Origin of the sequence: Nostoc sp., assembly GCF_036917635.1 — a bacterium.
Taxonomy (GTDB): Bacteria; Cyanobacteriota; Cyanobacteriia; order Cyanobacteriales; family Nostocaceae; genus Nostoc.
In genome coordinates this window covers 1-14,087 of record NZ_JBALCW010000106.1, presented here as the reverse complement: position 1 = coordinate 14,087, position 14,087 = coordinate 1, and the positions used below count along the sequence as shown (strand labels likewise).

The following is a 14,087-nucleotide window of genomic DNA, read 5'->3' as shown; positions in this document are numbered from 1 at the left end:
CTACAAAACTGGCTGTGCTTAGTCGCTATGCAAATTAAACCATGATAATTAGTTAAATAATTCAAAATTCTCTCTAAATAAAAGGTGGTCTAAATATTTATGAAAATAAGCTTTTTTTGAATTCAAAAGCTGCTTGAAAGTCAGGAATTTCCCTGGCTATGAGTTCAATAAATTGGTCGGGTGAAATGTAAGCATTTTGCTCTAATATTTCTTCTATAACTAGATTTGCCATTGGGCCAATGTGGTAAGCTAACTCTTGGTGACAATGTTTAATAAATGCTGGTTGGAGCGAAGGTTGCTGTTCTTTGATTCGCCCAATTGGCAAAATACCTGGTGAAGTCGGTGAACTAAAAACTCTTTCTCCAGGTTGGTTGGATGACGGCGATATTGCCGACATAGGTTGAAATTCAGGATTAAATACGGTGGGGGGCAAATCATCAAGTATGATTGCAGGAGACATTACCACTTCTGGTTCTCCAATGCGCTCTAAATCTATAAGAACTTCTTTAGCTGCTTGGTATCGCTTGTTAGGTCTATCTGCTAACATCTGATCGAGTACTTGAGCGAACCCATCAGTAACATAGGTATAATAACGCCAGTTCCATTCTAAGGAATATTGATCCATTAGTAAGGATGGATCTCTACCTGTAAGTAGTACAATAGCAGTTACCCCCAAAGCATAAAGGTCGCTAGAGGGGGAACATAAACCCAAGCTAATCTGTTCGCGGGGAGCATACCCCACTTTGCCGACAAGAGACATTTTGCCAACAAAGGTTACCTGGTGGTTAGAATTTCTGCCTTCATTCATGTCAGCAATTTGCTTGCCTACACCGAAATCAATCAGCACTGGCAGATCCTTGCCATCAGGTAACATTATGTTATCAGGGGAAATATCTCGATGGATGATGTTGTGCTGGTGAACATATTCCAAAACAGGCAGCAGATTTTTTAGCCACTCTATAACTTCCTCTTGGGAAAAGTTTCTTCCTTGACGTTGAAGTTCTCCCAGCACCCTAGAATATGTTTTACCGTCAACATACTCTTGTACTAGGAATAACCGACCATCTCCTTCAAAGCAAGCTAAAAACTTGGGAATTTGAGGATGTTGCAATTGATGAAGGATTTTTGCCTCTCTTTTAAATAAGTTGCGATATTGTTCCAGTCCACTCTCCCCTGTGCCAATGGGCGCAAACTCCTTGAGAACACAAGCTTCATTAAACCGACGAGTGTCAAAGGCCAAGTAAGTTCGCCCCAATCCTCCCTGTCCGAGAAGTTTTTGGATAATATAGCGGTTATCGATTAGAGTTGAAGCAGCTATTTCTGGTCTTGTTATATGGGACTGTGACATCTCATCGCACTCCTAGCGATTTTATTATTGATAAATTATTCAGTTTGCTGAAAGTCAGAAACTCTAGCTGATATTGGCTTATAACATCCCTAAAATTGAGATTAGCATCACTGTCAAGACAAGGAAATACACTCTTCTACAATCTTTCTACGGTCTTCTGTGACCAAATAGACAATTTTTACCTGAATAGTTCGATCATACTAAGTAGGTAGGCAAGATAAAATCAAACTATGTAACGAAAAGTAAAATCTCTGTATTTGGCTCGTAGTTGCGCTGTCTTCGCTAAAGCGCAACTACGAGCCAGTGATGATTATTTGCGTCCACTTACTTACTCATACTTACGTATTTTAGCAGCCGGAACATAACCAGTGTCTGCGGTAATCTCTGCGACTGCTCTAGACATCGCCTTTTAGATTCGCACTATCACCACATCTTACCCCTAGTAACATTATTGGCACTGAACTTTGGAACACTTAGTATGGATATAGCGTGATATCATAGTTTCTCAGAAAAACTGAGGTTGCTATAAATTTGCCGAAAAAATTATTATATGTATTATTTCAAGTGATGAATATGCGTTAGCGCAGCTCGTCGTAGACATCGCTCTCAAAAATTAATCTTTCTGAGAGCCAATATCGTTAAGAGATAGCTGCTTCAGCATCGGCTATCAAAGTTTTCATTACAAGTGATTCCTCAAAAGCTATCCTGAGTATAAAAAAAGACTCTTGAAGCTACAATAATTCATCTAGTTCATCAGGATTAACGCCTAACTGACGCAAACGTTCTGCTAATTGTTCTGCTTTTTGTTTGGCTTGAGCAGCTTCTTGTTTAGCTTGAGCAGCTTCTTGTTTAGCAATCATAGCTCGTTGGGTTGCAGCAGCAGCTTCCTCTGTGGGTGCGGCAATTAATTCTCCCGCCAAAGTGAACCACCTTAACCAAAACCTTTCAATATCTCGAAATGAACCCTGCCATAAGCCTAAACTTAAATCTATCTCTGGCATTAGTAAGCGCCCTTGGGTCAAATTCATCGGTTCATAGTGACCGCCTACTAACTGAAAAGCCCGAAGTTCATTAGTATAGCGACTAAAAACAACATAGTAGGGAATCCGCAAAATTCGTTCATAAACTTCCCATTTGCTAGGAGGTTTATCTGCTGCACTTTCTCTTCTTGTGCCTAAATCTTCGTCTTCCGTACCTGGAGATAATAACTCAACAACCACGAAGGGATTTGCTGGCTCTTGCCACGTTACATAACTTAACCGTAAGTCTTGCCCTTTGTATAACTTTCCTACGCCTACTACACCAAACCAATCTGGGCGCTTATACCACAAAGGATGCTCTAAATCATAGTAGAGATTCAGGTCAGCAGCACTGTAAACTAGTTCGGGATTCCAGTTAATGGGCTGAAAAGTTAAGTATAAAAGTAAGGGCTGTAAAAAATGAAAATCGTCTGGCAAGCCTGGTTCCTCTGGGTTATCGCTTGGTAAATCATACATCGTTGGTAGCGTTTGCCAAGGAGGAAGCGGGGGGTCAGATTGAGGGATATAGTTAAAATAGGTAGTCATATTTTTAGATTATTCAATAAAAGACCATATTTGCTGGATGCGTTGACGCACTTTTTCCCAATCATTTGGTTGTAAAACTCCTAATTGACGGTCTAATAGACGTTTTTCTATTGTGTTTATCTTATGCAACCTAACTACCGATGCACGCATTAAACCTACTTGCTGCCATTCTATAATTTCAAAATCAAAAACCGTTTGAGTTATTTGACTAGTAATTCGCGCTACAATAATATCATCATCTCCTGTATCTAAAAGTACTAACACTGGACGAAGTTTGAATGTTACCGTATCAGAAAAAGGCAATTTAAGCAAAATAACAGAACCAGATTGATAGTTTTGCATTATTTAAATTGTGTCGTATATAGCATCATCTTGGCTGTAGCCTTTTAGCAGTTGCTCGGCTGCAAGACGATGCCAAGTTGCTTCCTCTTCTTCTTGTTCTGTGGGTTCGTTGACGAGAATAATTACTTTCACCTGTTGGTTATTTGTTAACTGTTGTAAAATAGCATTCGGCAATTCTATTTTGCCTTCGGTAGTAACATTTGCTGGAAATTCGTATGCTTTCATGTTGAGTGTACCCGTGTTTATAAATAACGTAAATAGTTTTTTGGAGCTATCAGAGTAACAGCTTAATTTCCGCAGATTCTCCTAATGCTTCGTTAACCACAATTAACTTACCATGTTCATCAGCACCTAATTGCTGGTTAGCATTGAGCAATTCAATTCCATAAATTGTGCCATCAGGAGCAATATCTACATTCATTTTGCCGCTGACTTGAATTGTTTCTACTTGTGCAGTTTTTTCTTGGAGATAGATATAAGCTATGTTGTATCTTGGATCGTAAGTAATTTTCATTGGAATTTTATCTTTAAAAGTAGTTGACAATAACTGATTAGGTCCACTAACTAAAATTTGCCCATAACGGCTAAATACTATGGAATTAACCTGTGAACCATGACCAGTAAGAGTACCAATTTCGTTCGCAGAAGCCACATCCCAAAGTTTGTATCAGGGAAAAGTTCTATAAATATCTTTACGATGTGCGGCTCTTGGACAAATTAATGTTTGCATATCTTTGTCAACACTAATACCTATTCTGTAATCACCTACGCAAATTTTATATTTATCATCGTAGCCCTTGATTTTTTGCAAATAGCCTAAATCAAAGGGGTTTTCTGATTCTAGTTCTTGAAAGACGATTGGCTCAATCCGAGCTTGCATATCTTGTGGTAAATCTGCTAATTCTTTTAAGAATTTTTTAGTATATTCAACTTTCCACATTCTTTTGCTTTAAGGATTGATAATATTTCTGTGCTTCATCTTTAACGAGACGTTCATTGTCTTCTGACTCTGCCATTAGCTTGATTAAGCCGTAATTTTCTAAGATTTCTTCTATTTTCTCAAATTCTGCTATGGGAATTTGTACAGCAATAGGTTGCTGATTTTCATCCATGACGTAATTTTTGGTTATTTCTAGCATTTTTCTGACATCCGATTGATTGCAATTCCTAATACTATTTTGACGCTGTTATTGCAAGACTAGCTGCGTTGCCAAATTTGGATATTTCCGCCATATTCACCACTGGCTAACAACTTTCCATTAGCGCTGAAGGAAATGGAATGAACTTGTGAGGAAGCAGTAAATGTACAGATTTCTGTTTTTGTTGCTACGTGCAACAATGTAACAGTTTTATCCTCATTGGCAATGGCTAATAATTCTCTATCAGGACTAAAAGCAAAAGCATTAAACTGCGAAGATGCAGTAAAAGTATCGAGTTCTAAGCCCGTTTCAACTTGCCATACTTTGATAGTTGTGCCTTTACTACCAATGGCTAATAATTGGCTATCAGAACTAAAATTAACGGAATTTACCCAATCAGAAGGATAATGAAAAGTAGAAATTTCTCTACCAGTTGCTACTTGCCATAACCTGATAGTTCCATCAAAACCCATGCTAACTAACAGTTTTCCATCTGGGCTAAAAGAGACGGAGTTAACTCTGTGAGAATGACCATAGAGGATTCTAATTTCTTTAAAAGTTCCTATATGCCACAGTTTGATAATATTGTCTGCACCGCCACTGGCTAAAAGTAGTCCATCTGGACTAAATGCAATAGACTTAACTGAATATTTATGTTCGCGGAGGATTTTAATTGCTCTATTAGTTCTAACCTCCCACAGTTGAATCCATCTGAAACTACCACTAGCTAATATTTGCCCATCTGGACTGAATGCAATAGGGTCACCGCTATCACCCACATACGTACTCATATTTCCAGCAAAGGTATGGATTTCTCTGCCAGTTTCAACTTGCCACAGTTTGAGTTTTGACCAACCACTAGCTAAAAGGTTCCCAGTATTAAAGCAAAAACCGACGCGAATAAACCCATCAGTTCTGTCGGAATCATCAGTGAAGGTACGAATTTCTCTACCAGTCGCAACATCCCATAGTTTGACAGTTTTGTCTTTACCACAACTAGCTAATTTTCGTCCATCTTGACTAAAAGCAACTGAGAAAATACTGCCAGAATGACCAGTGAACTGAGAGATTTCTTTAACCATAATTCCCCCTTTAAAAAAGGAGCGTAGAGACTTGTGACTTAATATTTTCCCAACAAAGTGATTTGAAAATGTGCCAATTAAGTTTTGTATTCTGCTAAATATTGATTGTCTAAAAAGTGTTCTATTTCTCGATGAATCTGTAATCCGCCAGAGTCTGATAAGTCCTTCACCAGCAATAGCTAATAATTGTCCATCTGGACTAAAGGCGATAGAATTAACCCCGCCACAAGGTATATATATTGCTTGGCTCTGCGATTCCTTTTGCGGTTTCCAGTAGGTGTTGCTATTAGGCAACATTTGCACATTCTTTGGATTAAAATAAACTTCTTTACCATCTGCTATTAGTGAAAGTGCTAAATAGTAAAGGTTTCCAATAGCCAACATTTGTACTGTCTTTTTATTATAATATTCGTAATAAATTGGACTAAAAGCAAGAGAATGAACATGAAAGCCACCAGAATCAGGAAAACTATGAATTTTTCTGCCAGTTGGGACATCCCAAAGTTGTACTGTCCCCTCTCTACCATGACCACTAACTAATATTTTCATATCTGGGCTAAAGGCGACCGACCAGACTCCCCACTCGGAATGATGTAGTGTGTAAACTTCTTTGCCAGTGGCGACATCCCACAGTTTGATAGTTCCATCTGCACTACCACTAGCCAATAGTGTGGTAACGTGTCCATGACAGCCAAAGGCAAGTGAGCCAATCTCCTTGGAATGACCAGTGAGAGTGTGTAGATGCCTGCATATACCCAATTCAATATCAGTTACTTCTACTAAATTAATCGAATTTTCTTTACCAATACTGTATGTAGGTATCGCTAAAATTCTTCCATCAGGATCAAGAGCAAATATATCACCAATACCAGGAATGGTATTTAACCGATACCACTTTTGAGAAGTTACTAAAGATGAATTTGGGGATTGTAAATTTTGAATGGATGGTTGAGGAATTGATTTTGGTTGTATAAAGGGTTTTGTCGCTGAAGTTGCCCTTGTATTAACTTTTAATAAATCCAACCACTCCTGCACCGACTGAGGACGGAACTTGTAATTTAACGCCATCCCTTTCATGATTGCCTCATTCACCCGATCGCTAACACTGCCATTCAAATCTTTTGGCGATCGCATGGTAAAATTTTGCAATCTAGCTGGTGCTGGCATTGGCAACTGTCCAGTCAGCAAAGAATACAGCGTGGCAGCTAAGGCGTAAACATCAATATATTCGCCTCGTTCGGCATCAGGGACATACTGCTCAGGTGGAGCATAACCAGGGGTAAGATTCTCTGTATGCTGTAAAACTCCACCGGGAATAAATTGTCTGGCAATACCAAAGTCAATTAGCACTGCTTCTTGTTTACCCGCACGCATCATGATGTTACTCGGCTTTAAATCCCGATGCAGTAAGCCTTTTTCGTGAACTAAAGTTAAAGCGTCGCTAATTTGCCTGATATATAGCAGTGCTTCGGCTTCCGGTAAAGCACCTTTTTCGGTTATCTGCTTACCCAAATCTTCGCCTTCGATGTACTCCATCGCCATGCAAGGCAAATTAACCTCATCAAAGACGTTTTCTACCTGCACAATATGAGGATGGCGACACAAAGCCAGTCGCAAAGCTTCATCCCGGAAGTCTTGGCGTAATTTCTCTTGCTTGTTTATCCAGGCGGGATGATTGAGGATTTGTTCTCTGAGGGTTTTGATAACTCGCAATTCACCGCGTTGATTTTTTGCCAGATAAGTAATACCTATGCCACCTTCACCCAATTTTCTGTCTATTATGTAGCGGCCAAATAATTCCTGTCCTGGATTCCACGCCATTGGTAAAAACCGTAGTTTTACTGATCTTTATTTTGGCACACCATAAATATCTCTTTTTGCCAAGGGAGATTTTAGGCAATCAATAAGCAGTATATTCAATCTTAATAAACTTATTGCGTAGGCGTAGCCCGTCGTAGACATCGCAGTTGTTAAACTCTCATCTTGTCTAACAACTAGTATTCAGCTATACTTAATCATTTGCGATAAGTAAGATCCCCGACTTCTCAAAGAAGTCGGGATCAGTGGCTTTCAATTTTTCCTAAAATTAAGTCATCACACTTCTGGCTCAATCCCCGCCGCCCGCAATTGTGCTGCTAGTCGTTCGGCGCGTTGGCGTTCTTGTTCGGCACGTTGGCGTTCCTGTTCGGCACCTTGGCGTTCTTGTTCGGCTAACTCGGAACCCCAAAGCAGAAGGTTTCCTTGTTCATCCCACCACCGTAACCACTTTCCTGTGCGGTTTTCACGAGTACCTTGCCACACCCCAAGGTAAAGATTCATTTCTGCTATCCAGTAGCGTTGATTTTCATCAGGATCTTGCAAAATGTACTGTTCTGTGCTTTGAAAGCGATACATCTCGAAACTACCGCTATTTGGTTCAAAGATGATGTAGTTTGGTACTTTTAAGATGCGCTCGTAGAAAAACCATTTTCCTGGGGGATATGTCGCTTTAATAGAATACTCTGTCTCCTGTGTATCGGATATAAATTCCATCACAATTACGGGAACCTCACCTTGTAGTTGAGGGGTGTAACTGCGTGTTACTTCTTCTCTGCTAACATTAATTTTGGCAATAAAAGCCCAATCAGGGGCTTTAATGACCATTTTGTTGTTTATGGTAGCGCAAATGCCGTAATTAGTTGGAGTTAGGGCGTTAACTGAAATTTTTCCCGCTAATTGCAGGCTTTCTGTGAGTGCAGCAGCTAAAGCTGGTTGGTTGATGTTGTCCACTGGATCATCTGGGAGTTTGTAATCATCGGGTAGTTTTTCCCAAGTGATTTGGTAGTCTTGGGTGAGGGTTGTCATCGTGGGTTTTCCTTTGGGGTGGTAGATTTACAAGAAATAAATTACGAACCACAGAGACGCAGAGAAGCCAGTGCGTTGGGCGGGTTCCCCGACTTGAAGCAACTGGCGCAACACAGAGAGAGGAGAAATGGAGAGTGATTATTTTAGATCCTCTCAACCCCGTTTAAAAAGCGGGCTATATAGTTATTCATCTTCGTCGGGTTCTAAATCGTCGGCTGTCAATTCCTGATGGGGGATGGCGGCGATAATCGCATCTATTACTTTAGATACTGGTAATATTTCAATATTTAAGTCAGGGAATTTTGTTCCTTTTGGCACGATCGCTCGTTTAAATCCCAATTTAGCAGCTTCTTTTAACCGCAGTTCCATTTGAGAAACCGATCGCACTTGTCCACCTAACCCTACTTCACCAATTAATACTGTACCGGGATCGACGATGCGATCGCGGAAACTAGCTACAATTGCGATCGCAATTCCTAAATCTACCGCAGGTTCTTCGACATTCAACCCACCCGCAGACGCAACGTAGGAATCTAATTTCGACATGGGAATTCCCACCCGTTTTTCTAAGACGGCGAGAATTTGCACCAAGCGGTTATAATCTACGCCAGTACCAGCCCGACGGGGTGAGGGGTAGCTGGTGGGACTGACAAGAGCTTGCAATTCCACAACTATGGGGCGAGTTCCTTCGCAAGCCACGACAATCGCAGTACCGGGAGCGGGATCGTCACGGTTGCCTAAAAATAACTCTGAGGGATTGGAGACTTCGCGCAATCCTTCTGCTACCATTTCAAAGATGCCGATTTCGTGAGTTGCGCCAAAACGGTTTTTCACTGTCCGTAATAACCGATGTGAGGCAAAGCGATCGCCTTCAAAATACAACACCGTATCTACTAAATGTTCTAAAACTTTTGGCCCTGCGATCGCTCCTTCTTTGGTAACGTGTCCCACAATCAGCATAGTGACATCTTCGTGTTTCGCCACCTTCATCAATGCTGCTGTACATTCCCGTACCTGAGCTACCGAACCTGGTGCAGAAGTCAGCGCTGGAAAAAACACCGTTTGGATACTATCAATCACCGCCACGTTTGGCTTGAGAGAGTCTATTTCCCTTAAAATTTCTTCTAGATCTGTTTCTGGCAGTACATATAAATCTGCACCTATACTGTCAGGATCTATGGGAAGTGTAGTCTCTACTACTACTGTTACATTCTCCTCATTCACCACACTTAGGGGTTTTGATACTCCCAAACGAGAAGCGCGTAATTTTACCTGTTGTCCCGATTCTTCACCAGTTACGTAAAGGATGCGGTATTTCTGCGCTAATTGATTTGATACTTGCAACAATAGAGTAGATTTACCTATACCAGGATCGCCACCAATCAGCACCATAGAGCCGGGGACAATCCCACCTCCAAGCACCCGATCCAATTCTTCATAACCAGACTCCCATCGGGCAATTTGGCGATCAGTAATTTGGTCAAATGTTAAAGAGGCTCGCGCTTTAGCTGGTTTAGCGTGAGATTTGCCATTAGTTTGAGTTGATTGCCAACTACTCACTCCCCCCCGACTGGGTACATCTACTGAGGATTGAATAGTGATCTGTTCTTCTAGAGAATTGTAAGTCCCGCAACCTGGACACTTACCAAACCACTGGGGCGATTCTGCTCCACATTCATTACACACAAAAAAGGTTTTTGCCTTTGCCATTCTTAAATCTTATTAAATAATCTTAATATTTACTTAATTCTTGAAAAAAACTAAAATCCAATAATAGTAGTATTTAGAGCTTTTTCCAAATCAATTCATAGAATGATATCTTAATATTATGGTATTAAAAATTAATCATGTAAATTTTTAGTGAAGGAGCGTTGATAAACTTGGAAAGCCATAAAGAAAAAATCTTGGTGGTAGACGACGAAGCCAGCATTCGCCGGATTTTGGAAACGCGCCTTTCCATGATTGGCTACGATGTAGTGACGGCTGGCGACGGGGAAGAAGCATTAGATATTTTTCGCAAAACTGATCCTGACCTGGTAGTTTTGGATGTAATGATGCCAAAGCTAGACGGCTATGGTGTATGTCAAGAATTACGAAAAGAATCAGATGTCCCCATTATTATGCTAACAGCCTTGGGGGATGTGGCCGATCGCATCACTGGGCTAGAATTGGGTGCTGATGACTACGTAGTTAAACCATTTTCCCCCAAAGAGCTAGAAGCTCGAATTCGCTCGGTGTTGCGGCGCGTAGACAAAACCGGTGGTTCTGGCATTCCTAGTTCTGGGGTAATCCATGTCGCTAATATTAAAATCGATACGAATAAGCGACAAGTCTACAAAGGCGATGAGCGGATTCGATTGACTGGTATGGAGTTCAGCTTGTTAGAGTTGGTAGTTAGTCGCTCTGGAGAACCTTTTTCTCGTTCGGAAATTTTGCAGGAGGTTTGGGGTTATACACCAGAACGTCATGTTGATACCCGCGTAGTGGATGTGCATATATCCCGTTTGCGGGCAAAGTTAGAAGATGATCCTAGTAACCCAGAATTGATTCTTACAGCACGAGGTACTGGTTATCTTTTCCAGCGAATTATTGAACCAGGGGAGGAGTGAGGAGATGAGGCAGGGGAGGCAGGGGAGACAGGGGAGGCAGGGGAGACAGGGGAGGCAGGGGAGGCAGGGGAGGCAGGGGGAGCAGGGGGAGAGGAACTATTAATTATTGTCTAATCCCCAATTCCCAATGCTCAATTCCCAATCCCGAATGACTAATGATAAAACCTGATCCTAATCGAGTTTTGCGGCGTCTACCTATTGTCGTGGGTGGGCTAGGCGCTGTACTTTTGCTGATTAACCGTTTATTAACACCGGAATTAACCCAGTCTCAATCGCGTGGTGATGTGGTAGGCGTAATTTTGAGTGCGGTGTTAATTTTGACGGGTTTAATTTGGCAGCAAGTTCAACCGCGATCGCCTGATACTGTAGAACTAATTGGTGAAGTTGGTTTTGTAATAGCAGCAGATTTACCTGAAGCGGTGAAAACAGAACTAGCCTGGGCATCTCATTTATTGTTGACTAATACAGTAACGCGATCGCTCGTCGTTTTTTATCAAGGTAAAGTTTTGTTGCGTCGCGGGATTCTAGCTACTAAATCTGAGGTTGTACCAGGAGTAATCTTAAAACAGGTACTCGAAAAACAAAAGCCGATTTATCTAGTTGCACTAAAAGTATATCCAGGTAGATTTGAATTTGATTATTTACCAGAAAATACTCAAGGTGTCATTTGTCAACCTATTGGTAACCAAGGCGCTCTAATTTTGGGCGCGAATGCTCCTCGCAGCTACACCAAACAAGATGAAAACTGGATTGCCGGAATTGCTGATAAATTAGCCGTTACTCTTAACTCTTAGGTGATTCGCTAGTTTAGAATTTAATTTCAAACCAGCAATACAAAATCCAAAATCTAAAATTCAATCACCAAGAAGTCAAAAAATTCCACCCTTCTTTTTCTTCGGGTGTTTTTCCTTCTTTTTCTTGGCCTTCTTCCGGTGTCTTTAAATTTTTTAGTTGAATTACATTCTCATATTCTCCTGAATCAACCCATTTTAATAACTCGCCAGCCCGCATAACTACCCAAGAAAGTCCGGGTTCTGTATAACTTAATATTTTGGTAACCTTATCAATACTGTCAAAATTATTCGATGCAAACTCACGGGCTTGGACAAGAAAATCTTCGATTACAGCAGTAGTCAAATACTCATCTGGCAAACCTGCGATTTTCATCAGTGTAGTAGTTGCTACGTCAATATCTTGACAAGCAAGCATTGCAGCCCGATCGGCAGTGAACCTAGCCATCATTCGCCAATTATACAAACCTAGTTCCATACCACTAGCTACCAAGCCACCGACACCTAGTGTGGTACTGTTCAACAAATTTTTTAAACTTGGCATAACAATTGCCATTTGGTGATAAACCATGTGCTGACTTTTGATGCGAGCAATTTCATGTCCAAAAATGTAAATCAACTCATCTGCGCCAAGCCACTCCATTGCATCTAAATTTATACCAACAAGGGGTTTTTCTACCCCAACAATGTAGGTTTGAATATGACCTGTACCTCGAAACAGATACAGTTCAGGAAGTGGAGCAACATCAAGAATTTGGCAGGTTTCTACAAATGCTTCATGCAATTGGGGAAAATTACGGGATGAAATTCTGATTTCACTACCAAGGCTTTGCAGTCTGAGTAAGCGATCGATGCCGTATTCGTTAATTTTTTTGAGTAGCAGAGAGACACCGGGCATATTTTGCAAAGAAGCCAAAGCTTTGCGATCAAAAGGGTGTTCGTAGGCTACTGAACTCAGTCCAGTTAAAATTTTTCTCGTCATAGGTTTTGAGCTTTATCTTGGAGTGTTTGAGAAGTTCAGTTACTTTTGTCAACTTAGGACAGACTCACTACGAACGGCTTGTGCTATCACTATGCCTGTGGTTATGCGTTTGGGTAGTCCAACAAACCGCATTTTTTGAACAGTGAACAGTGTAAATGGCATCTGCCCAACAACTTAATTAGTCCCCACAACCGACAATTACCAAGATGAGCCAAGAACGTAGAGAGAGATTTTACCAGATTGAACTAGAAAATCATATTTGGTTCAGGTGGAAAGTCTAAGTATTTATCTCCATCTTATCCAGATAGAATATGTAGTAAGGGCGCACATCTGTCATTGGAAGTCCCTTAGAGCCATTCTTATAGAATTCGCACGCTAGTTGCTCATGGGGGAAACCCCCAAGGCGTTAACCTCTGGCAATGTGAGAAGACCCCACTAGCTTGGCTACACAGGCTTTCGTCCGCATCCGCATTCCTAAGTTAAAATTAAGGGTTTTAAACCCACCTGCGTGGGTTTTGTTTGTGTAGACGCGGTTTCTAACCGCCCGTTTCGCGTTAAGTTGACTAGGAAATTTAGAAATTTACAATTCTATCTATGCAAATCATTTATTGGCTATTACTTGCTGTAATGCTTGTGGGAATCATTGGTGCTGTAGTTCCTGCCGTGCGATTCGCTGCTTAGTGAATCTCGGTAATCAGTCCGTAAATAACTAAGCCAGCCCGACAGCAGATTACTGTCATTAAAAGGCTGAACTCTCGGTCAGATGCAGGTGAAAGCCCTACCATTCAGACTCAGAATTGACTCCTTATCTGCCCACACCGAACAAGCTCGGTTCTTGTAGAGTGAAGCTCTTAACTGGGTGCAATCAGACGACCGTTGCGGGTTGACACTGGCGCTAACAGGGAGTTCCTACGATGAAACAGAGCCTAAAAAAGCGACTTAACTTACAGGCAGGGCGCAACGCAAAACCCCTGACCTCACTGGAGAACATTCCCGCCGAATCATGGCAGGATCATCGGCAAGAGTCCAGGGAATCCAGTAGTCGAATTGGCTACATCTAACGGAACAATCAATCTCTCCGAGGGAACGAATAAAAACGAGTTGTGGGTCTAGGGGCTTTCGTTCCCCAAGTAGCCCAGACGAGCGGAGGAATCCCCACAATTCGGGTAGGACAGACCGTAATTAGTCTGAGGTGTTCAGAATACACAAACTCCAGAAGAGAAAATGATTAGACACAGTGTAAAAACTAGTGAATCTTGGAAAGCCTTACCGTGGAAGAAATTCCGCCGAAACCTTTTCCGCCTTCAAAAGCGCGTGTAGTGCGATTCGTTGATTAGTGAATCACGGTGTAAGTCCGTACATAGCTAATCCAACCTGGCAGCAGA

Annotated in this window: 14 protein-coding genes and 1 pseudogene; 4 read left to right on the top strand and 11 right to left on the bottom strand. The window is 41.4% G+C overall.

Going from position 1 to position 14,087, the window contains the following annotated elements; all coding sequences use genetic code 11:
* Positions 1-97: 97 nt before the first annotated feature.
* The 10 genes from V7K32_RS26335 to radA form a co-directional block, all read right to left on the bottom strand.
* Complete coding sequence (locus tag V7K32_RS26335; RefSeq protein ID WP_334997506.1) at positions 98-1,348, bottom strand: serine/threonine-protein kinase; 1,251 nt, start codon at positions 1,346-1,348, stop codon at positions 98-100.
* A 731-nt stretch (positions 1,349-2,079) separates the two neighbouring features.
* Positions 2,080-2,913 (bottom strand): Uma2 family endonuclease, encoded by an 834-nt coding sequence (locus V7K32_RS26330; RefSeq protein WP_334997504.1) that lies wholly within the window; start codon positions 2,911-2,913, stop codon positions 2,080-2,082.
* A 9-nt stretch (positions 2,914-2,922) separates the two neighbouring features.
* Positions 2,923-3,255, bottom strand: a complete 333-nt coding sequence (locus V7K32_RS26325; RefSeq protein ID WP_334997502.1) for a type II toxin-antitoxin system PemK/MazF family toxin — start codon at positions 3,253-3,255, stop codon at positions 2,923-2,925.
* Positions 3,256-3,258: 3 nt separating this feature from the next.
* Positions 3,259-3,480: a hypothetical protein gene (locus V7K32_RS26320; protein ID WP_334997500.1), complete on the bottom strand. Its 222-nt coding sequence runs from the start codon at positions 3,478-3,480 to the stop codon at positions 3,259-3,261.
* A gap of 49 nt (positions 3,481-3,529) precedes the next feature.
* Positions 3,530-3,907 carry a DUF2283 domain-containing protein gene (locus V7K32_RS26315; RefSeq protein WP_334997498.1) on the bottom strand — a complete coding sequence of 126 codons (378 nt, stop codon included), beginning with the start codon at positions 3,905-3,907 and terminating at the stop codon, positions 3,530-3,532.
* A 15-nt stretch (positions 3,908-3,922) separates the two neighbouring features.
* Positions 3,923-4,195 (bottom strand): type II toxin-antitoxin system RelE family toxin, encoded by a 273-nt coding sequence (locus V7K32_RS26310; RefSeq protein ID WP_334997496.1) that lies wholly within the window; start codon positions 4,193-4,195, stop codon positions 3,923-3,925.
* A complete protein-coding gene (locus tag V7K32_RS26305) occupies positions 4,182-4,394 on the bottom strand; it encodes a hypothetical protein (protein WP_334997494.1) in 213 nt (70 codons plus the stop codon). Before V7K32_RS26305 ends, V7K32_RS26310 begins: the two co-directional genes overlap by 14 nt.
* 59 nt (positions 4,395-4,453) lie before the next feature.
* Positions 4,454-7,297 (bottom strand): protein kinase domain-containing protein, encoded by a 2,844-nt coding sequence (locus V7K32_RS26300; RefSeq protein ID WP_334997492.1) that lies wholly within the window; start codon positions 7,295-7,297, stop codon positions 4,454-4,456.
* 273 nt (positions 7,298-7,570) lie between these two features.
* On the bottom strand, positions 7,571-8,320 hold the full coding sequence (locus V7K32_RS26295) for a Uma2 family endonuclease (RefSeq protein ID WP_334997490.1): 750 nt from the start codon (positions 8,318-8,320) through the stop codon (positions 7,571-7,573).
* A 183-nt stretch (positions 8,321-8,503) separates the two neighbouring features.
* Complete coding sequence (gene radA / locus V7K32_RS26290; protein WP_334997488.1) at positions 8,504-10,030, bottom strand: DNA repair protein RadA; 1,527 nt, start codon at positions 10,028-10,030, stop codon at positions 8,504-8,506.
* Between the two features lie 170 nt (positions 10,031-10,200).
* On the opposite strand from radA, the gene rpaB reads away from it, so the two are divergent.
* A complete protein-coding gene (gene rpaB, locus V7K32_RS26285; RefSeq protein WP_190731301.1) occupies positions 10,201-10,929 on the top strand; it encodes a response regulator transcription factor RpaB in 729 nt (242 codons plus the stop codon).
* A gap of 155 nt (positions 10,930-11,084) precedes the next feature.
* Positions 11,085-11,723, top strand: a complete 639-nt coding sequence (locus tag V7K32_RS26280; RefSeq protein WP_334997486.1) for a cofactor assembly of complex C subunit B — start codon at positions 11,085-11,087, stop codon at positions 11,721-11,723.
* A 64-nt stretch (positions 11,724-11,787) separates the two neighbouring features.
* On the opposite strand, the gene V7K32_RS26275 is transcribed toward V7K32_RS26280, so the two are convergent.
* Complete coding sequence (locus V7K32_RS26275) at positions 11,788-12,702, bottom strand: M48 family metallopeptidase (RefSeq protein WP_334997484.1); 915 nt, start codon at positions 12,700-12,702, stop codon at positions 11,788-11,790.
* 914 nt (positions 12,703-13,616) lie between these two features.
* On the opposite strand from V7K32_RS26275, the gene V7K32_RS26265 reads away from it, so the two are divergent.
* Both V7K32_RS26265 and V7K32_RS28930 read left to right on the top strand, forming a co-directional pair.
* Positions 13,617-13,763, top strand: coding sequence for a hypothetical protein (locus tag V7K32_RS26265; protein ID WP_334997482.1), 147 nt, complete (start codon positions 13,617-13,619; stop codon positions 13,761-13,763).
* 163 nt (positions 13,764-13,926) lie between these two features.
* A pseudogene (locus V7K32_RS28930) lies at positions 13,927-14,019 on the top strand (reverse transcriptase N-terminal domain-containing protein); the annotation flags it as partial.
* Between the last annotated feature and the right edge of the window lie 68 nt (positions 14,020-14,087).